Annotated in this window: 22 protein-coding genes; 14 read left to right on the top strand and 8 right to left on the bottom strand. The window is 64.0% G+C overall.

Annotated elements, in window-relative coordinates; genetic code table 11:
• The first annotated feature begins 2 nt into the window (after window positions 1-2).
• The gene (aldR, locus tag HBA99_RS15635; protein WP_046254118.1) at window positions 3-518 is read left to right on the top strand and encodes an HTH-type transcriptional regulator AldR; all 516 of its coding nucleotides are present in this window, start codon (window positions 3-5) and stop codon (window positions 516-518) included.
• Window positions 519-528: 10 nt separating this feature from the next.
• On the opposite strand, the gene HBA99_RS15630 is transcribed toward aldR, so the two are convergent.
• Complete coding sequence (locus tag HBA99_RS15630) at window positions 529-2,778, bottom strand: SulP family inorganic anion transporter (RefSeq protein ID WP_057966680.1); 2,250 nt, start codon at window positions 2,776-2,778, stop codon at window positions 529-531.
• Window positions 2,779-2,900: 122 nt separating this feature from the next.
• Window positions 2,901-3,176 carry a hypothetical protein gene (locus HBA99_RS15625; protein ID WP_057966696.1) on the bottom strand — a complete coding sequence of 92 codons (276 nt, stop codon included), beginning with the start codon at window positions 3,174-3,176 and terminating at the stop codon, window positions 2,901-2,903.
• 476 nt (window positions 3,177-3,652) lie between these two features.
• On the opposite strand from HBA99_RS15625, the gene dapB reads away from it, so the two are divergent.
• The 9 genes from dapB (at window position 3,653) to HBA99_RS15580 (ending at window position 10,481) form a co-directional block, all read left to right on the top strand.
• On the top strand, window positions 3,653-4,381 hold the full coding sequence (dapB, locus tag HBA99_RS15620; protein ID WP_165614011.1) for a 4-hydroxy-tetrahydrodipicolinate reductase: 729 nt from the start codon (window positions 3,653-3,655) through the stop codon (window positions 4,379-4,381).
• A complete protein-coding gene (locus tag HBA99_RS15615; RefSeq protein WP_070923671.1) occupies window positions 4,381-4,842 on the top strand; it encodes a hypothetical protein in 462 nt (153 codons plus the stop codon). Before dapB ends, HBA99_RS15615 begins: the two co-directional genes overlap by 1 nt.
• Window positions 4,839-5,291, top strand: a complete 453-nt coding sequence (locus HBA99_RS15610; protein ID WP_070931267.1) for a flavodoxin family protein — start codon at window positions 4,839-4,841, stop codon at window positions 5,289-5,291. The genes HBA99_RS15615 and HBA99_RS15610 overlap by 4 nt, the downstream gene beginning before the upstream one ends.
• Before the next feature lie 10 nt (window positions 5,292-5,301).
• Window positions 5,302-5,772 (top strand): hypothetical protein, encoded by a 471-nt coding sequence (locus HBA99_RS15605; protein ID WP_070923673.1) that lies wholly within the window; start codon window positions 5,302-5,304, stop codon window positions 5,770-5,772.
• Window positions 5,773-5,949: 177 nt separating this feature from the next.
• A complete protein-coding gene (locus HBA99_RS15600; RefSeq protein ID WP_070923735.1) occupies window positions 5,950-7,224 on the top strand; it encodes a phthiocerol/phthiodiolone dimycocerosyl transferase family protein in 1,275 nt (424 codons plus the stop codon).
• A gap of 74 nt (window positions 7,225-7,298) precedes the next feature.
• Window positions 7,299-8,099 carry a thymidylate synthase gene (locus tag HBA99_RS15595; RefSeq protein ID WP_070931266.1) on the top strand — a complete coding sequence of 267 codons (801 nt, stop codon included), beginning with the start codon at window positions 7,299-7,301 and terminating at the stop codon, window positions 8,097-8,099.
• Window positions 8,096-8,587 (top strand): dihydrofolate reductase, encoded by a 492-nt coding sequence (locus HBA99_RS15590; protein ID WP_070923674.1) that lies wholly within the window; start codon window positions 8,096-8,098, stop codon window positions 8,585-8,587. The genes HBA99_RS15595 and HBA99_RS15590 overlap by 4 nt, the downstream gene beginning before the upstream one ends.
• A 29-nt stretch (window positions 8,588-8,616) precedes the next feature.
• A complete protein-coding gene (locus HBA99_RS15585) occupies window positions 8,617-9,261 on the top strand; it encodes a DsbA family protein (RefSeq protein WP_070923738.1) in 645 nt (214 codons plus the stop codon).
• A gap of 11 nt (window positions 9,262-9,272) precedes the next feature.
• Window positions 9,273-10,481 (top strand): winged helix-turn-helix domain-containing protein, encoded by a 1,209-nt coding sequence (locus HBA99_RS15580; protein ID WP_070931417.1) that lies wholly within the window; start codon window positions 9,273-9,275, stop codon window positions 10,479-10,481.
• Here the strand turns inward: HBA99_RS15580 and HBA99_RS15575 are convergent.
• Window positions 10,444-10,986 carry a YceI family protein gene (locus tag HBA99_RS15575; RefSeq protein WP_070923736.1) on the bottom strand — a complete coding sequence of 181 codons (543 nt, stop codon included), beginning with the start codon at window positions 10,984-10,986 and terminating at the stop codon, window positions 10,444-10,446. The two genes, HBA99_RS15580 and HBA99_RS15575, sit on opposite strands and share 38 nt — an antisense overlap.
• Window positions 10,987-11,009: 23 nt before the next feature.
• Entirely contained in the window at window positions 11,010-11,702 is a 693-nt protein-coding gene (locus tag HBA99_RS15570) for a DUF6891 domain-containing protein (protein ID WP_057966687.1), read from the bottom strand.
• Between the two features lie 99 nt (window positions 11,703-11,801).
• Between HBA99_RS15570 and thyX the strand changes: the two genes are divergently transcribed.
• The 3 genes from thyX (at window position 11,802) to HBA99_RS15555 (ending at window position 15,204) form a co-directional block, all read left to right on the top strand.
• On the top strand, window positions 11,802-12,554 hold the full coding sequence (gene thyX, locus HBA99_RS15565) for an FAD-dependent thymidylate synthase (RefSeq protein ID WP_030093879.1): 753 nt from the start codon (window positions 11,802-11,804) through the stop codon (window positions 12,552-12,554).
• Between the two features lie 82 nt (window positions 12,555-12,636).
• The gene (gene dapA / locus HBA99_RS15560; RefSeq protein ID WP_075874262.1) at window positions 12,637-13,512 is read left to right on the top strand and encodes a 4-hydroxy-tetrahydrodipicolinate synthase; all 876 of its coding nucleotides are present in this window, start codon (window positions 12,637-12,639) and stop codon (window positions 13,510-13,512) included.
• Window positions 13,513-15,204 (top strand): ribonuclease J, encoded by a 1,692-nt coding sequence (locus tag HBA99_RS15555; protein ID WP_057966688.1) that lies wholly within the window; start codon window positions 13,513-13,515, stop codon window positions 15,202-15,204.
• On the opposite strand, the gene HBA99_RS15550 is transcribed toward HBA99_RS15555, so the two are convergent.
• Genes HBA99_RS15550 through HBA99_RS15540 form a run of 3 tightly spaced genes read right to left on the bottom strand, consistent with a single transcriptional unit; the run spans window position 15,201 to window position 17,210 of the window.
• On the bottom strand, window positions 15,201-16,076 hold the full coding sequence (locus tag HBA99_RS15550; RefSeq protein ID WP_057966689.1) for an SAM-dependent methyltransferase: 876 nt from the start codon (window positions 16,074-16,076) through the stop codon (window positions 15,201-15,203). The genes HBA99_RS15555 and HBA99_RS15550 overlap by 4 nt on opposite strands.
• Before the next feature lie 2 nt (window positions 16,077-16,078).
• Window positions 16,079-16,897, bottom strand: a complete 819-nt coding sequence (locus HBA99_RS15545) for a mycofactocin-coupled SDR family oxidoreductase (protein ID WP_030093875.1) — start codon at window positions 16,895-16,897, stop codon at window positions 16,079-16,081.
• Between the two features lies 1 nt (window position 16,898).
• The gene (locus tag HBA99_RS15540) at window positions 16,899-17,210 is read right to left on the bottom strand and encodes a putative quinol monooxygenase (protein ID WP_030093874.1); all 312 of its coding nucleotides are present in this window, start codon (window positions 17,208-17,210) and stop codon (window positions 16,899-16,901) included.
• Window positions 17,211-17,311: 101 nt separating this feature from the next.
• Here HBA99_RS15540 and HBA99_RS15535 point away from each other — a divergent pair, with 101 nt between their 5' ends.
• Window positions 17,312-17,878, top strand: a complete 567-nt coding sequence (locus HBA99_RS15535) for a hypothetical protein (protein WP_070952687.1) — start codon at window positions 17,312-17,314, stop codon at window positions 17,876-17,878.
• Here HBA99_RS15535 and HBA99_RS15530 read toward each other — a convergent pair.
• A complete protein-coding gene (locus tag HBA99_RS15530; RefSeq protein WP_057966691.1) occupies window positions 17,853-18,419 on the bottom strand; it encodes a TetR/AcrR family transcriptional regulator in 567 nt (188 codons plus the stop codon). The genes HBA99_RS15535 and HBA99_RS15530 overlap by 26 nt on opposite strands.
• Window positions 18,420-18,456: the final 37 nt, after the last annotated feature.

Here is an 18,456-nt window from a genome sequence, read left to right as displayed (position 1 = left end):
CAATGACCGCGAAATCACCGGAATCTCGGTACGACATGCCAACCGCGCCGAATGATGTTCGGCGGGTGGATCTTGATGACGTCGACCGCCGCATTCTGAGGGAACTGCATGACGATGCACGTATACCCAACAGTGCGCTTGCCGAGGCCGTGGGGATCGCGGCGTCGACGTGTCACGGGCGGGTCCGGCGCCTGCAGGAAACCGGGGTGATCCGTGGATTCTTCACCGATGTCGACCCGGCCGCCGTCGGACGGCCTCTGCAGGCGATGATTTCGGTCAGTCTGCAGGCCAACGCGCGCGGAAAGATCCGTACCTTCATCCGGGACATACGTCAGCTGCCACAGGTCATCGACGTGTATTTCCTGGCGGGCGCCGACGACTACATCCTGCACGTGGCGGCCCGCGACACCGAGGACCTCAGGTCCTTCGTGGTTGAGAAACTCAACGCACAGCCCGATGTCGCGGGCACGCAGACGTCATTGATCTTCGAGCACCTACGTGGGGGAGCCCCTTTGTAGGCGTCGCCGCTCAGCTGGTTGCCGGCGCCGGGTCCTCCACGATGTCGCTCGTGTTGCCGTCCTGGCCCACGATCCCGTTCTCGTCCACCTCGTAGACGTGCGCTTCGGCGATGTTGAAGAACGTGCCGACCACGCGAACCCGCCCGGACACCACAGCCCCGGCCAGGATCGGGTGGTGGATGAGGCGTTCGACCTGGATCGCCACATTCACGACACCGAGCTGGTCGACTTCGTTGAACCCGTGTGCCTCCGCGCTGGCGCGTGCGGGGTGGTGTTCCTGGAAGGCGATGAGGCTGTCGCGGGCATAGTCGAGCCAGCGTCCCACTGGAGTGGTCGGGGTATCGGTCGACTCTGACAGCAGTGCCTTCATCGCGCCACATGAGGAATGTCCGCACACCACAACCGAACTCACATTGAGTTGGTTGATAGCGAAGTCCAGCGATGCGTCTACCGAGCCATCGGCGGGATCGGTGGGCACCACATTTCCGACATTGCGGATCGTGAACAGGTCACCGGGTCCACTAGCCGTGATCACATTGGGCAGGATGCGCGAATCACCGCAGGTCAGGAAGAGTGCATCGGGATCCTGGTAGTCGGCCAGTTCCGATACGTGCGGTCGCAGCGCACCCGAGCCGCGGCTGTTGTACTCGTTGATGCCATCGATGATCGATGCGCCCACACCGTCGTTGTCGCTGCGTCGCCACGACCGCCACGGCACCAGACCGACAGCGCGGGAAACGAAATGCCGCTGCGGTCGGGTGGTGTGGGCGTGGTGCAACTTGGCGTGCGAAGACTCCACGATCATGACGGTGCCGCCGGCAGCCTCATGGGCACGCTTCCAGTCCGAGATGGCCTCGGAGATGGCGTGATCGACGTAGTCGGCGTTGATCGCGAGCGTGACATGCGCGCCGGGGGGAACCGTGCTGAGCGTCTTGGTCAGTCGGGGCAGCGACAGGAAGCTCAGGGTGCCGTCGAGCTCGACATGCCACTGCCGCGACCCTTCGGTGCCGAACGGGCGGGCGTCCATGTGTGCCCGCATGACCCGGCCCACCAAGATGCCGATGGCCACGACCAGTCCGATGCCCACGCCTTCGAGCAGGTTGAGGAAGACGACCGAGACGATGGTCACCGCGTAGACGGCCAGATCGCCTGTGCGCCAAGCCAGTTTCATGTGGGCCAACTTGACCAACTGGACACCGATGATGATCAGCAGACCGGCCAGGGCGGCCTTGGGAATGAGCTGCACCACACTGCTGAACAGCGAGGCGAATAGCAACACCCACACCCCGTGCAGGATCGATGAGGCACGAGTCTTGGCGCCCGCGGCCACGTTGGTCGAGCTGCGCACGATCACGCCGGTGATAGGCAAACCGCCCAGAAAACCCGAGGCCACGTTGGCGCTGCCCTGACCGATCATTTCGCGATCGAAGTTGGTGCGCGGACCGGTGTGCAGTTTGTCGACGGCGACCGCGGACAACAGCGACTCGACACTGGCAATCAAGGCGATGGTCAGCACGCCTAAAAGCACTCCGGCCCAGTCTCCGTCGGCCGGACCGATCAGCGTCGGGAAGCTGATCGCGTCAAAGAAGTCGCCCGACAAGGAGATCCGCTCGGCCGGGGAGTTAGTCAGGACCGCGAAGGCGGTCGCGGCCACGATGGCCACCAGGGCGCCGGGGATCATCCGAATCTTGGGCGGCAGCTTGGGCCACAGCAGCAGGATCGCAATGACCATGACGCCGATGATCACATCGGGCAGATGGTGATTCAGGACCCCCTGGGGCAGCGCCTTGAGGTTCTGCCAGGCAGAGCTCTGCGAAGTGCCGCCCATGAGGACATGGACCTGTTGCAAAGCGATGGTTACACCGATACCGGCGAGCATGGCGTGCACCACCACCGGCGCGATGGCCAGCGCGGCACGAGCGATCCGGCTCAGGCCGAACAGGATCTGCAGCAAGCCCGCACCAATGGTGATCAGGCAGGTCATCTGCCAGCCGAACTTGTTGATGATCTCGGCCACCACCACGGTCAGGCCGGCCGCCGGGCCGCTGACCTGCAATGGTGATCCGCCGATGGCACCGGCGACAATGCCACCGACCACCGCAGCGATCAGACCCGCCATCAGCGGGGCACCAGAAGCGATCGCGATGCCCAAAGAAAGCGGCAGCGCGACGAGAAAAACGACGAGGGAGGCAGGGAGGTCGTGCCGCAGATTCTGCAGTAACGACGGCTTCGAAGCCTGCTCGGTGACGGAAGTCGTCATGACAGTAAGCCCTATCGGGAAGAGGGGTCGCTGCAGCTGCGACTAGATACGCGTGCGCGACAGAGTGGATAGATGGGTGGGTGAGACGCGTATGGCGGCTTTTTTGCCGTCACGGCGACTGCTCAGCGTCGATCTATTCCCATGGTGATAAGGCGTTGTCGTCCCAAATTATCGGGCGCTCGTGAGAACACGAAGCCGCGTGACACCAAGAGCGCCAAGAGGGTGGCGCCCAACAGTGCTGTCATCACGAAAGCAGCCGGAACGGGTATCGAGCCGGGTTGCTGGCGGATCCGTGTAGCGGTCGCGCTGATAGGGCTCTTGACGTGCTCGTGGACTTCCTCGGGCAGCAGGTTCGATGCTGGCGAAGTTCCGATGATGGCTGCGCGCCACCCGAACATCTGCCCGTGTGTGCCAGGGCCAAGGAAGCACAGGGCCGCAAGGAGGGCGATCGCGACGCCCCCTGCGCGCATGTATCGCTTGCGGCCCGACATGGGCTTAAGAGTACCAGTGCGGGCGTCAAACTGGAGGGATCGCAGCTAGGGATATGTTTCTGAGAGGAACCTGAGAGCGTCGCGTGACCCCGGCAAATGGTTGCCAGAGTCGTGACTACCGTCACAGTTGGTTGCTCGACCGGGCAAAATTACACCCGGCCGCCCCGTCAAAAAAAGGCTCAACCAGGAGTTGACATCATCGCCTGGCAAATCGATCGACCGATAGACATAGCGTAGCTCGGGTAGACGCCCGGTGTCGCCCCGGTGAACTTTCCTTGGTGCGGCAACATCGCCATTGCCCGGACGGGTGACTGTGCCGCTCGTAGTCGGGCGTCATCTGTGCCCTCTCGGCACCGGGGATTAGGGTGACCGGCGTGACTAATATCGCGACCGGAGTGCTCGGAGCGCAGGGCAAGGTTGGCCAGGCCATGTGTCAGGCCGTTGAGGCCGCCGGGGATCTTGACCTGGTGGCCGCCGTCGACAAAGACGACCCGCTGGAGGCGCTTACCGCGGCCCGCGTGGTCATCGACTTCACCCATCCCGATGTCGTCATGGACAATCTGAAGTTCTTGATAAGCAACGGTATTCATGCCGTTGTCGGTACCACGGGTTTCACCGACGAACGCCTGGATCAGGTGCGGGCCTGGCTGGCCGATAGCCCGGGCGCGGCGGTGCTGATCGCTCCGAACTTCGCGATCGGCGCCGTTCTGTCGATGAAGTTCGCTCAGCAGGCCGCCCGATTCTTCGAGTCGGTCGAGGTCATCGAGCTGCACCACCCCAACAAGGCAGACGCCCCCTCCGGGACAGCGATGCGAACGGCACGTTTGATTGCCGAGGCCCGCAAGGGATTGCCGCCGAGCCCCGATGCCACCAGCACGGGGATCGAGGGGGCGCGTGGCGCCGATGTCGACGGGGTGCGGGTGCATGCGGTGCGTGTCGCCGGACTCGTCGCCCATCAGGAAGTGTTGTTCGGAACCACCGGCGAGACATTGACCATCCGCCACGACAGCATCGACCGGTCGTCGTTCGCGCCGGGTGTGCTGCTGGCCGTGCGCAATGTCGCCGCCCGGCCTGGCCTCACGATCGGCATCGAGCCCCTGCTGGAGCTGTAGTGTCCGCCGCAGGCCGGGTCAAGATCCTCATCGCGTTCATGTGCGCGGCGATGGTCGGGTACTTCCTGATCCTGGGCCGGATGGGCGTCACATTGATCGGCACCGGGAAACCGGCGGCGATCGGCCTGGGTCTTGCCGTGCTCATCCTTCCGTTCATCGGCCTATGGGCGATGGTCGCCACCCTTCGCGCGGGCTTCGCGCATCAACGGCTCGCAGGTCTGGCCTCGGAGTTGGGGCGCGATCTCGACGTGAGTGCACTGCGTAGGACTCCGTCAGGGCGCGTCAATCGCGAGGACGCTGACGCCCTCTTCGCGACGGTCAAAGCAGAGGTTGAGGCCGAACCCGACGACTGGGTGGGGTGGTATCGGCTGGCGCGCGCATATGACTATGCGGGGGATCGGGGCCGCGCCCGCGAGACGATGCGTACCGCCGTGCAGATGCAGCAGGACGCGGCCGGATGAGTCGTCTGCTGCTCGTTCATCACACGCCGTCGCCGGCCACGCGAGAACTGCTGGAAGCGGTGTTGGCGGGCGTGAAGGACCCTGACATCTCTGGAGTTGAGGTCGTGATCAGGCCCGCTCTTGCCGCCACGATTACCGACATGCTGGATGCTGACGGCTACCTGTTTGGCACCACCGCGAATTTCGGATACATGTCCGGCGCCCTCAAACATTTCTTCGACACCGTCTACTACCCGAGCCTGGATCATGTCGCCACACGTCCCTACGGACTATGGGTGCACGGCAACAACGACACCGTCGGTGCGGTGTCGGCGGTGGACAAGATCGCGACCGGGCTCGCACTGGAGAAAGCGGCCGATGCGCTTGAGGTGGTCGGGCCGATCGACGCATCCGTGCGCGAGCAGGCCTATAACCTTGGCGGCACGCTCGCCGCGATCTTGATGCATTGAGGAGACTGGCATGCCCGGACTTGCCGAACTTGCCCTGGGAGCCGCGCCTATCGCCGGGGGTGCCCTGCTGGGTGCCGTCGCAGGCAATCTGAAGCCGCCGGATTTCCGGTCGTTGATCGCTAAAGACTTGGATCTGCTCGACCGCATCCCGCAAGAGCAGACGGAGCGTCGCGCCGCGTTCCAACGCACGATCGATCAGCGGATCGACGATCTGATCGCCAGTACCGATCGCGGCCGGTCGCTGCGCGAGGCCGCGCTCTCTTACGGCGGTGGTTGGCGCGACGTTTTGGTGTTTGTCGGTGCTGTTCTGTTCACGGTGATCTGGTGGAACGTCGAGCACACCCGGAGCAACTGGCTGGTCATGTTCCTGGTCATGCTGGCGCTGACGCTGGTGGCCGGTTTCTACGCGCTGCGCTCGCTATTGCGTTCGCTGCACGGACTGAGCGGCAGGTTGAGGCACCGGTCCCGGGGTTCGTCATAACGAGCTCTGGCAATTCCGTGGCAAATTCGAATCTGTCATATTCGAGATAGTCTGTTATATCGGATTTTAGAGATTACGCGATGTTAATCGAATGGAATCTCTGGTAGCGCCGGGCATCTACGCAATGGACATAGATTGTGGCTTATCTATTCAGCCCACATGAAATCGGAAACAGCCTTGAACGCCACGCTACGCGCGACCGACACTGTCGATATTCACCGGATGCTCTCGGTGGCAGAATCGGAATTGAACCATCTGCGCAAGTACACAACCATTTGGTATGTGGCCTGGTTGCGGGGCGATCTGGATAGATCCGCACTGCGTGCAGCGGCGACGGCTTTGCAGCACAAGCATCCGTTTCTCGCGGCCCGAGTCGACCCGGTCGGCCGCCGTTTTCGGGTAACCACCGAGCCCGTGAAGGACGTGGTGGCCCTGCGGACTGAGCCGCTGGATGATGTCGCGACACTTCCGGTGTTGTCGCTCGACGACGGAACCTTCGCGATCCTGGTGCATCCCAGAGAAGCGGGTCACGCCGTCGCGGTAGGAGTCGATCATTCGATCGCCGATGCGCGCCTGAGCTATGTCTACTTCTACGAACTGTGGGAGCTCTATACCCAGATCGTCACGACAGGTGAGATTCCACATCCACCGCGCCAACCGATTCCGGTGGCGCCGGAGTCCGCGATGGAGAGCCGGGGGCTCATGCGCACCGCTCTCCCGGACAAACATTGGTTCGGTGCTACGTCCTGGGGTGGCCGACAGCAAGTATCTTCCGCCGCCTCAGCCCCCGTGCTGGGATGGAAGCAGCGCTTCGGTCCGGAGACCTCCGCCGCATTGCGGACCGCGGCGCGGCAACGTCAGACAACCGTGAACACACTGATTACCGGTGTGATCGCGCTCGCGGAGCGCGCGTTGATCTTCGTGGACACCGACGAGCCGGTGAACCTGGGCTTCGAATCGCTCGTCGACTATCGCCGCCATCTGACGCCGCCCGCCGAGCTCGGTGAGATCGCCAACGGAATCATGATCGCGCGAAGCCAAGTCTTGGTTCGCGGGAATGACGATCCCGTGCAGATCGGCGCTGAGGTGGCGCGTCAAATTCATGAGGACATTGACACGGGTTTTCTTGTGCAAAGCGTGCACCACATCGCTGACGGCGTTTTGACGGGCGGTTTTGGACCGTTCATCCGGATTACCAACCCCGGTGTGCTGCCCATCCCGCCCTTGCCGCAGGACGTGATCCTGGAAGACTTCGACGCCCAGCTGACCACGCCACCGGCCACCATCGCGGGCGGAGTGCTCGCGCCGCAGGCGTCCCGTTATGAGGTCTACTCGATCGGCGATGAGTTCACCATCGTGTGCAAATTTCCCGAGGCGTCGCTCACCGACGACCAGGCGGCCGCGCTGCGCACAGATATCGTCGCGCGGGTCAACGGGCTCGCGAACCGGTAAAGGGCGCTGCGCAGGCGGCGCTCTCCGTGCGTCGGAGGCCGGGGATCGTCATGGCCGCACCGTAAGCTAGCTGCGTGCCCGTTCCCACTCCTTACGAGGATCTGTTGCGTCTCGTGCTCGACCACGGCACGCCGAAGTCGGATCGCACCGGCACCGGCACCCGCAGCGTCTTCGGCCACCAGCTGCGCTACCGCCTGGACGAGGGCTTCCCCTTGATCACCACCAAGCGAGTCCATCTGAAGTCGGTGATCTACGAGCTGCTGTGGTTCCTGCGCGGCGAATCCAACGTCCGCTGGCTCCAAGAGCGCGGGGTCACCATCTGGGATGAGTGGGCATCGGGGACGGGGGAGCTGGGCCCGGTGTACGGGGTGCAGTGGCGATCGTGGCCCACCCCCTCGGGTGAGCACATCGACCAGATCAGTGCCGCGCTCGACCTGCTGCGCACCGACCCCGATTCGCGCCGCAACATCGTCTCGGCCTGGAACGTGGGCGAGATCCCGCAGATGGCGTTGCCGCCGTGTCACGCGTTCTTTCAGTTCTATGTTGCCGACGGCAAGCTGAGCTGTCAGCTGTATCAGCGCAGCGCCGACCTGTTTCTCGGCGTTCCGTTCAACATCGCCAGCTATGCACTGCTCACCCATATGATGGCGGCGCAAGCAGGGCTGGGCGTGGGCGATTTCGTGTGGACCGGTGGCGACTGCCATATCTACGACAATCACATCGAGCAGGTCACCGAGCAGCTCAGTCGCGATCCGTATCCGTATCCCCGGCTTGTTCTGGCGCAGCGTGATTCGATATTCGACTACGAATACGAAGATGTCACGGTCGAGAACTATCAGCACCATCCGGCCATCAAGGCGCCTGTCGCGGTATGACGGGGACCATTGGGCTGATCTGGGCACAATCCCGCGACGGCGTCATCGGTGCGGATGGCGCCATCCCGTGGCGGCTGCCGGAGGATCAAGCACGCTTCAAGCGAATCACTATGGGGCACACGGTGATCATGGGCCGCAAGACCTGGGAGTCGCTGCCCTCCAGTGTCCGGCCGTTGCCGGGGCGGCCCAACATCGTGTTGACCCGGGATGCGTTGTTCGAACCGGACGGAGCGTTGGCCGTCGGGTGTGCCGACGCCGCGCTGGCCGCCTCCGATGAGGCGCCGTGGGTCATCGGCGGCGGCGAGATCTACCGGCTGTTCCTGCCCTTGGCGCAGCGATGCGAGGTTACGGTGGTGGACGCCGATGTGCCGGGTGATGCCCTTGCTCCGGAGCTCGATGAGAGCTGGTTGGCAGAGGGAAATGATTGGCAGACAAGTGAATCCGGGTTGCGATACCATTTCCTGAGTTACCGGAAGGTCGACGTGTGAGGCCTGCGCTCCTCCGAGTGGTCATCGTGATGGCCGCCGCGGTGCTGGCACTTACCGGCTGTACCCGCGTCGTTGACGGAACCGCGTCGGCCCCCGCTGCCGCCGCAGGCTGGGGCAGTAGCCAAGGTGCCGGTGTGACGGTGGGCGGCGCGGGCGACGTCGCAGCCGGGATCACGGTGTTCGTCGACTTCCAATGCCCGTTCTGTCAGCGATTCGAAGCCGAGTACGGCGAGGAGATCACGAAGTACGTCACCGAGGGGCGCTTGCAGGTGACCTATAGGCCGGTGAGCTTTCTGGACCCGATCTCGCTCAGCGGTGACTACTCATCGCGGGCGTCGGCCGCGCTGTTCCTGATCGACAAGGCGGGTGCGGCCGATGCCGTGATCCTGGGCTTCATCGGGGAGATGTTCCGGAGGCAACCGGTCGAAGGCGTGGGGAACCTCACCAATCTGCAAATCAGCGAGATTGCCGCCGGTGCCGGAGTGACGGGCGATGTCTTGCACGAGATTTCGTCTCTTCAGGTCACCGATGCCGATCGGCAGCGGACGGCGGGCAATGAGCAGCAACTGACGGACCACGGCCTGGGCGGCGTCCCCGGCGTCATTGACAGTTCGGGGGAGATGGTCGACCCGTCCGACGCCGATTGGTTGGCCCGCCTCGTGGGAGCACGGTGAGCCGGGCGGGGTTGAGCATCGTGCAGGCGCGTCGCATCGCGATTGCGGCGCAGGGCTTCACCGACCTGCCCGCGACTGCGGTCACCCGTGCTCACTTGCGTAAACTCATCTCCAGAATTCAGGTACTACAACTGGATTCGGTATCCGTGGCGGTGCGTGCCCACTATGCCCCGGTGTTCAGCAGGCTCGGGCCCTACGACCGCTCACTTCTTGATGACGCCGCCTGGAGTCACAGCACGCGTACACCTCGGCTGCTCATTGAGTATTGGGCGCACGAGGCGGCGCTGATGTCCATCCAGGACTGGCCGCTGATGCGCTGGCGCATGCGCGAGTACCGGCACGGGCGATGGGCGCGAAAGTTCGTCGAGGAGAACCCGGGCCTTGTTGATGAGGTGCTGGCTGCCGTCGCCGAACTCGGGCCGTGCACCGCCGGGCAGATCGAGGCATACCTGGAAAAGGAAGCGCCGGGTCGCAAGGGCCCATGGTGGGATCGCAGTGAGACCAAGTGGATCGCGGAAGCCCTCTTCTCTTCGGGCGAGCTGACCACCGACAAGCGCGTCGGGTTCTCGCGGCATTATCAGCTGGCGCACAAGGTGATTCCTGCCGACATCTACCAACGCGAAATCTCCGATGAGGAGGCCGTACTGGAACTGGCACGCCGCGCGGTGCGTGCGCTGGGCATGGGGACCGAGGCCGATATCCGTGACTACTTCCGGCTCTCGGCGGGGCAGATGAAACCGGCACTGGCCGCGCTCGCGGATGCGGGGGAAGTCGAGAGGGTAACCGTCGAGGGCTGGAGCGCACCAGCGTATCTGGCTGCCGGGCAGACGATTCCACGTGCCGACCGGGGGACGGCGTTGTTGTGCCCGTTCGATCCGCTGATCTTCTTCCGTCCCAGGGTCGAGCGGCTCTTCGACTTTCACTATCGCATCGAGATCTACACGCCGGCACCCAAGCGGCAGTACGGCTACTACGTCTGGCCGTTTCTGCTCGACGGGCGTCTGGTCGGCAGGGTCGATCTGAAGGCCGACCGTGCGGCCGGGACACTCAATGTCATCGGTGCGTTCGCCGAGCAGGGACAGGACCCGGCGCGCATCGCGGGGCCGCTTGCCGAACAGCTGACCGGCATGGCGTCGTGGCTGGGTCTGGATTCGGTCGCTGTCGGCAGGCGCGGCGACTTGGTCAGAGCGCTGGGCGGCGCGCTTCGAACGACACGGTGACGAGGTCGGCGACCTTCAGAGATCCCATCGCCATCGAGAACGGCTTCACCTGGTACGCCCGCTGCGATATCTCCGTGGTGAGGTGCAGCAGCTGGTCGTCGCCGTCCTCGGTCACCGCGAGGTCCAGCTCGACACTCTGCGTCACGCCATGGATCGTCAGCGGACCATGCATGCGGTAGTTCGCGGTCTTTTTGGTGATCGTCTCCGCGTGGAACTCGATGAGGGGAAAACGTTTGGCGTTCAGAGTCTTCAGCGCATTGGATCGCACGATGATCTTCTCCGGTGCCGAAAGTGGTGTGAGTCCACCTTCGCCACTTTCGACCTGCAGTGAGTCCACCTCGACGACGACACTGGCCGACGACGGCTGGTCATCGGGTCCGTCGACCGTGACGGTCCACGTCCTCATGGTGAGCGTCAATCGATGTCCCATCCGTGCGGCGGGTCCGGCTACGCCGGTGCGCAGGATCAGGGTGCCGTTCTCGGGTCCAAGCGTCCAGGAGCTCACGGGGCCGATCGTAAGGGTGTCATCTATCGCGCTGGCTGGGAACCGGTCGGCAACGGTTTGCGCCACTGATCGGCGTGCACCTCGATCCTGGTCTTTCCCGAGCCCGACCACGATGTGTTCAGGCCGAAATGCTGCGCCAACTGCACAATTCGCCGGCCGACGAACGTATCGGTGCGTGCGTGTACCTCGGCCTGCGCGTCCGGGTCGTTCCGGTGGTACGCCTCCAGTAGCGCTGCCGGTAACTCGGGGTGAGCACGAAACGCGCTGAACCCCAAGTAAAGAGTCGGATTATCCGAGGCAAGGCGCAGCGCATCTTGTTCGTGGAAGTAGGTGTACGCCCACTGGTCGTAGCGGTACCAGTCGGGTGGGTCGGGATTGACGGTGCGCTCGAAGTCGATCTCGGAGGTGGCGCAGGTTGTGCAGCAGGCGAAGCACATGCGCGCGAGGATGCCCTCGGATTCCAGCTGAGTGAAGGTGTAGTGAAGTCGGCCATAGTCGCCGGTGTCGGCCCATGTCGTCTGCTCGGCCAGCCGTTCGGTCCACATCTCGTGGACCAGTGCGGCGGCCTCCTCGGGATCGATCTGGCCGGAATCGTCTACCCATTCGGCGACGGATTCTTCGACCTCGTCCCGCGACCAGAACCCGGCTACGAGGTATGGGCGGATGAACGCCCGCAGCTCAGCCCGATCTCCGGTTTGCCATTCAAGGATGCGCACATGTCAAAGGTAGCGGTGGGAGTTGCGGAATGCATGCCGAGATGATGGCGGGAGTGCTCTGGTGACTGACCGGCCGCGACCGCCGATAGGGTGTTGCGCGTGGCTGAGATCGTGCCGCTGCGCGTGCAGCTGATAGCTAAGACCGACTTCATCGCGCCGGAAGACATCGACTGGAGCACCGATGCCGATGGTGGCCCGGCACTCGTCGAATTCGCCGGCCGGGCCTGCTACCAGAGCTGGTCCAAGCCCAATCCACGCACAGCCACCAATGAGAGCTACCTGCGTCACGTCATCGAGGTGGGGCATCTGTCGCTGCTGGAGCACGCGACGGTCACCTTCTACATCACCGGTATCTCCCGGTCCTGCACGCACGAGCTGATCCGGCACCGGCACTTCTCGTACTCGCAGCTTTCCCAGCGGTTCGTGCCCGAAGCGGACTCCAATGTGGTGCTGCCGCCCGCCGTCGCGGACGACCCGGAGCTGGTCGAGCTGGTTCGCAAGGCCACCGACGCGAGCCGTGCTGCCTACGTCGAACTGCTGGACAAGCTGGAATCCAAGCTCGCCGACGTTCCCAATGCCGTGTTGCGGCGTAAGCAGGCGCGACAGGCTGCCCGGTCTGTGCTGCCCAACGCCACCGAGACCCGCATTGTCGTCACCGGCAACTACCGGGCGTGGCGCCACTTCATCGCGATGCGCGCCAGCGAGCATGCCGACGTGGAGATTCGCCGGCTCGCGATTGCTTGTCTGCGCCAGCTCACCGACCTGGCGCCGTCGATCTTTGGTGACTTCGACATCGCGACCCTGGCCGACGGCACGGAGGTCGCGATCTCTCCGCTGGTCTACGAGGGATAGAACCGAGGGATACAACACAGCCGCCGGGGGATAACCGCTTGGTCGCGGCGGGTATTCTCGTGCCGTGACAGCAGGTGAAACAGTGGCGCGGCTCGGCACCGTGCTCACCGCGATGGTGACTCCTTTCGATGCCGATGGCGCCCTTGATGTCGACACCGCGGTCCGGTTGGCCGCGCACCTGGTCGACGCCGGGTGCGATGGCCTCGTGCTCTCCGGTACCACCGGAGAGTCTCCCGTGACGTCCGACGCCGAAAAGCTGACCCTGCTGCGTGAGGTGGTGGCCGCGGTGGGCGACCGCGCGCGCATCATCGCCGGGTCCGGCACCTACGACACCGCGCACAGCATCAAGCTCTCCCGTGAGTGCGAGGCTGCCGGAGCCGATGGCCTGCTCGTCGTCACCCCGTACTACTCGCGGCCCTCGCAGGCAGGGCTGCTTGCCCACTTCACCGCGGTCGCGGATGCGGTGAACGTCCCCGTCATCTTGTACGACATTCCGCCGCGCTCGGTCATCCCCATCGACTTTCACGTCATCCGCGAGCTGGCGGCACACCCGAACATCGTGGCTGTCAAGGATGCCAAGGGGGACCTGCATGGCGGTGCCCAGATCATCGCGGGCACCGATCTCGTCTACTACTCGGGCGACGACCCGCTGAACCTGCCCTGGTTGTCGGTGGGAGCGGTCGGATTCGTCAGCGTCATATCGCATTTCGTCGCCGGACCGTTGCGTGAGCTGCTGGTTGCCTACAACGCCGGCGACGTGGAAACGGCCCGCAAGCTCAATGCGCAGATCGCGCCCGTGACAGAGGCGTGCCGGCGGCTGGGAGCGGTGGGAGCAGTGAAGGCCGGGCTTCGGTTGCAGGGCATCGATGTTGGCGACCCCCGCCTGCCCAACGTTCCGCCGAGCCCGGAGCAGATCGAGGGATTGGCCGCGGATATGCGCGCCGCCGGGGTGCTGTAGGTGCCGATAACGCCACCCGAAGATCTGCGTGCGCCCGGTCCGCTCGCCGATGGCGCGTTGCGCGTCACCGCACTCGGCGGTATCAGCGAGATCGGCCGCAACATGACGGTTTTCGAACTGCGTGGGCGCCTCCTGATCATCGACTGCGGAGTGCTTTTCCCCGGTCATGACGAGCCCGGCGTGGACCTGATCCTTCCGGACATCCGCCACATCGAGGATCGTCTCGACGATGTCGAGGCGCTGGTCTTGACGCATGCGCACGAGGATCACATCGGAGCCATCCCCTTCCTGCTCAAGATGCGCCCCGATATCCCAGTGGTGGGTTCGGCTTTCACCCTCGCGTTGGTCGAGGCCAAGTGCCGCGAGCACCGCATCACCCCCCGGTTCATCAAGGTGAAGGAGGGCGAGCGGTCCACTCACGGCGCCTTTGAATGCGAGTACTTCGCGGTCAACCACTCCATTCCCGATGCACTTGCCATCGCCGTACACACCGAGGCCGGGACCATCCTGCATACCGGCGATATCAAGCTTGATCCGCTGCCTCCGGACCGGCGTCCCACCGACTTGCCCGGGCTGTCCGGACTGGGTGATCGGGGTGTCGATCTGTTCCTCGTCGACTCCACGAACTCCGAGGTGCCGGGAGTAGGTCCATCGGAGAGTGAGATCGCTCCCACCCTGAACCGGCTCATCGAGACCGCGCGCGGCCGGGTGATCATTGCGTGTTTCGCCAGCAATGTGGCACGGGTGCAACAGATCATCGATGCCTCGGTCGCGCACGGACGCCGTGTCGCGCTCGTGGGCCGATCGATGGTGCGCAACATGGGTATCGCACGCGATCTGGGCTTTCTCGACGTCGAGGACCGCGACCTGATCAACGTGGAGGCCGCGAACGAGCTGGCACCGCAACGCGTTGTGATGGTTACCACCGGCACACAGGGCGAGCCAATGGCTGCGCTATCACGCATGGCCCGTGGCGATCATCGCCAAATCACCCTGACTCCTGACGATTTGGTCATCTTGTCGTCATCACTGGTGCCGGGCAATGAGGAAGCCGTCTACGGCATTATCGACTCGCTTGCGAAGGTGGGCACCCGGGTTGTGACAAACACCCATGCGCGGGTCCATGTTTCAGGACATGCCTATGCCGGGGAGCTGCTTTACCTCTACAACGCGGTACGCCCGCGCAATGTCATGCCGGTGCACGGCACCTGGCGGCATCTGCGTGCCAACGCCGACCTTGCGGTCAAGACCGGCGTCGACGAAGACCGGATCGTGTTGGCGGAGAACGGCGTGAGCGTCGACCTGCACAACGAGCGGGCGCGCATTGCGGGACGGGTGCCGGTGGGCAAGATGTTTGTCCACGGCCTGGTCGATGGCGACGTATCCGATGCCACCGTCGGCGAGCGTCTGGTTTTGAGCAATGGCGGATTCATCGCGGTCACCGTCGTGGTGCGTAGCAACGGACGCCCGGTCGGCAGGCCGGAGCTGTTCTCGCGCGGATTCTCCGATGACGCCAAGGCCCTGGACCCGGTGACCGAAATGGTGATCACCGAGTTGAATTCACTTGCCGAACAGTCGGTCACCGATACCGGCCGCATCGCGCAGTCGGTGCGGCGCGTGGTGGGCAAGTGGGTTGGCGAGACCTATCGCCGCCAGCCCATGATCGTGCCGACCGTGCTGACGGTCGACTAAGACTTTTCCGCGAGCACGGTCCGTTCGAGCTCGGTGGTCGAGAGCCTGCGTCCAGCGGGCGCCAGATAACGCGTCTGGAATTCGGGCCCGCTGACATCCTCGAGCACCCGCCAGCCGTACTCGGCGAGCAGTGGCGCCACCGCGGCAGGGGAGAGACCGAACATCCATACCTGGCTGCGCATCCGAAAACGTTTGTACAGCATGGTGTTCCCGTACAGGTTCGAACCGTCTATGAAATCGCGTTGCACGTAGGTGAAGGCGAGGCGACTGCCTGGTGCAGCGGTGCTCAGATAGTCCAGCGTCGCCCGAACCGCGGGCTCGGAGAGGTACTGCGTGACGCCCTCCCAGATGAAGAAGGTGCGTGAGGTGCGATCGTGCCCGGCCCGCAGCAGTGCGTCGGACAGATTGTCATGCTGGAAGTGGACGGCCACCAGGTGCACCGACGGCGGTAGAACGCCCACCGCCTGCTGGATCGCACGTCGTTTGGCCGCGATGTTCACCGGCTGATCGACTTCGAAGACCGGTATCGACGAGGTTCGGGACAGTCGGCATCCCCGGCTGTCCATTCCCGCACCCAAATTGACGACCGCTTCCGCAATGTCTGCCCACGAGGCCAACTGATCATCGATGTAACGCTTACGGCACACAAAGATGGACCAGGCGCCTTGGCCGCTTCTCTCCGCCAGCGTGATCAACAGGTTCCGCAGCGTCGTCCACGCGGTGAGGCGGACAAACCACCGTGACGCGGTGGGCAGGATCCGGGCCGCCAGGTCGTCGTCGACGATCCGGGACCCGGGCGGCTCATGCTGCTCGATGGCTGCGATGGCCATGGGGCCGTACGCAGTCTGCGCGGCGGGATTTTTCCGTGACATGTCTAGCGCCTGTTGGTGAACCCGGCATCGACGGGGAGTGCGACGCCGGTGACGTACCGCGCATCCTCGGACACCAGCCAGGCCACGGCGTTGGCCATGTCCTCGGCGGGCATGAGAACCACCGGCAAGGCATGGCCGGTATCGGACATGCCTTCGGGCGCGCCGTTGGCGAACAGCTCTTCTGTCACCGGGTTCACCAGCATGGGGGTCGCGACACCGCCCGGGTGAATCGTGTTCACCCGGATACTGTGTGGCGCAAGCATGTTGGCATAGGACCGCATGAGCCCGACCAGCCCGTGTTTAGCGGCGGTATAGGCCAGTCCACCGGGAGTATTCATCACCATGCCGGTCAGGCCGGCCACCGAGCTGGTCAGCACGATCGATCCGCCCGCGCCGCGCTCGACCATCGACGGCCGGGCCACCTCGATCGTGTGATACACCCCGGTGAGATTGACATCGAGCACATCGGTCCAGCCATCCTCGCCGCTTTCTGGAGTGAGGGTGGCGATACCGGCGTTCGCAATCACGATGTCGACCGGCCCAAGGGCCTGGACACCGGCGTCGAAGGCGCTTTGCAATGCCTGCCGATCGCGCACATCGGCCTCGTGTGCCGAGATGGCACGCCCCAGGGCATCGACTTCCTTGACCGTGAGATCGAGATCCTCCGCGGTGGCCATCGGGTACTCCACGGAGGGTATCTGTGCGCAGATGTCCACCGCGATGACGTTGGCTCCCTCGGACGCCAGCTTGATGGCGTGGGCGCGGCCCTGGCCGCGGGCCGCCCCGGTGATGAACGCGACCTTGCCATCCAGCTTGCCCATGTCAGTGGGTCAGATCGCCCTTGGCCGGATCGCCTGCGGGAAGCGCTTCGGCGACAACGATTTCCGGCGCCTGACTGAGTAGCGGTCCTACCTTGCCGAACATCGCGGTGACGGCCGGCGCTTTCCCATGCTCCGCGAGTGCTTCGTTACTCGCCCACGACTCGACGAAGACGAAGCGATCGTGTGCCTCGTGCAGGGAGTAGAGATTGCAGCCCGCCTCGTCGTGGACCTGGGGAATGGTCTCCAGGAGTGCGGCACGAACCTCGTCGCGCTTGTCGGGCTGGGGATACAGGAACGCCACCACAGTGGGCATGGAACACCTCTCGTCGTTGGGAGTGGATCGAATTCCACCGTACCGAAGCCAGCTGGGGCGCCCTGCGGTCGATACGCTGTGGGGGATATCGAGGGAGGGATATGACCGATCACGACCTGGCGAGCGGGTCGCCCATCCGAACCGAGGTTGTCCTCACCGAAGAGGGGCGAGGCAAACTTGCAAAGGGCGCGCTTCAGACGGTTGCACGTTCCCGGGGCGTCTGGATTCTGCTCGTCGGGGCCGTGTTGTACGTCGCGTTCTTCTTTGTGTTTGTGGCGGCTGCCGCCGGTGTGGTGATCCTGATCGTTGTGATTGCGGCGGCGGCGCTGATCGCGTCGAGAATCCGTTCTCGTACCCAGCTGTCCATGCAGGCGATACCTGTCGGGACGGTGCAGCGTGCCGAGTTCGGGGCGTCAGAGTTCACGTTCTGGGTACTGCGCCCAACGACGAATGCCTTACTCGGGCAATCATTTCTGACCACTCGGCTGATGGTTTTGCGGGACTACGCCGAGATCAAGAACGTTGTGGTGAACGACAACGCCGTGGGGATCTTGTTTTCCGCGCGGCCGGGAATGCGTGAAGCCTTCCCCCGTGAACTCTTTCCTGACCAGGCCCTGGCGCTGATGTCTCGCTACACCAAGGTCAGCGGGACGTGGTCGCCTCCGTAGGCACCAGCGAGTTGATCCAGACGGAGTATTCATCGAGTGCGGCATTGAGACGCTTGCGGTCTACCTGGGTGCCGAACTGCTGAGCGCCAATCAAGATGCTGAAACCAATGCGTGCCATCGTGTCCGCCCGATCCGGAGCGAAGCCGGCTTCGATGTAGTGCTTGGTGAGATGTTGATGTCGTACCTGGTCCACGCGGTGCTGCGCCGCCGTCACGTAGCGGTCCGCCATCGCCCAGGCGCGAATGGCCTTCTCCACCTCATGGTCGGCCTCACGCGCTGCTTGCTCCAGCACGACCAGCCGTTCCTGCGGATCGGATACTTCGTCCACGCGGCGGCGCTGCGCGGTAGTGATGTCGTTCTCCCAGTAATCGATGACTGCTCGGTAGAAGCCCGCCCCACTGCCGAAGTGGTGGTACAGCGAGCCCGTGGTCACGCCGATTCGGCGGCATACCGCCGTCGTGGTGAGTGCGGGCTTGCCGCCAGCCGCCAGTAGTTCGAACGCGGCAGTGAAGTAGTCGTGGCGAGAGACCTTCTCGGTCATGCTCTCACCATAGATGAATCTACGTGCGAGGGAAGTC

Origin of the sequence: Mycobacteroides chelonae (assembly GCF_016767715.1) — a bacterium.
Classification (GTDB): Bacteria; Actinomycetota; Actinomycetes; order Mycobacteriales; family Mycobacteriaceae; genus Mycobacterium; species Mycobacterium gwanakae.
This window is presented reverse-complemented; position numbering and strand designations above follow the sequence as displayed.

What these genes read in the sequence shown, in the direction of transcription:
- aldR (WP_046254118.1), top strand. Translation starts at nt 3, where the DNA reads ATGACCGCGAAATCACCGGAATCTCGGTACGACATGCCAACCGCGCCG.
- HBA99_RS15630 (WP_057966680.1), bottom strand. Translation starts at nt 2,778, where the DNA reads ATGACGACTTCCGTCACCGAGCAGGCTTCGAAGCCGTCGTTACTGCAG.
- HBA99_RS15625 (WP_057966696.1), bottom strand. Translation starts at nt 3,176, where the DNA reads ATGTTCGGGTGGCGCGCAGCCATCATCGGAACTTCGCCAGCATCGAAC.
- HBA99_RS15610 (WP_070931267.1), top strand. Translation starts at nt 4,839, where the DNA reads ATGAGTCGTCTGCTGCTCGTTCATCACACGCCGTCGCCGGCCACGCGA.
- HBA99_RS15605 (WP_070923673.1), top strand. Translation starts at nt 5,302, where the DNA reads ATGCCCGGACTTGCCGAACTTGCCCTGGGAGCCGCGCCTATCGCCGGG.
- HBA99_RS15590 (WP_070923674.1), top strand. Translation starts at nt 8,096, where the DNA reads ATGACGGGGACCATTGGGCTGATCTGGGCACAATCCCGCGACGGCGTC.
- HBA99_RS15585 (WP_070923738.1), top strand. Translation starts at nt 8,617, where the DNA reads ATGGCCGCCGCGGTGCTGGCACTTACCGGCTGTACCCGCGTCGTTGAC.
- HBA99_RS15550 (WP_057966689.1), bottom strand. Translation starts at nt 16,076, where the DNA reads ATGTCACGGAAAAATCCCGCCGCGCAGACTGCGTACGGCCCCATGGCC.
- HBA99_RS15545 (WP_030093875.1), bottom strand. Translation starts at nt 16,897, where the DNA reads ATGGGCAAGCTGGATGGCAAGGTCGCGTTCATCACCGGGGCGGCCCGC.
- HBA99_RS15540 (WP_030093874.1), bottom strand. Translation starts at nt 17,210, where the DNA reads ATGCCCACTGTGGTGGCGTTCCTGTATCCCCAGCCCGACAAGCGCGAC.
- HBA99_RS15535 (WP_070952687.1), top strand. Translation starts at nt 17,312, where the DNA reads ATGACCGATCACGACCTGGCGAGCGGGTCGCCCATCCGAACCGAGGTT.
- HBA99_RS15530 (WP_057966691.1), bottom strand. Translation starts at nt 18,419, where the DNA reads ATGACCGAGAAGGTCTCTCGCCACGACTACTTCACTGCCGCGTTCGAA.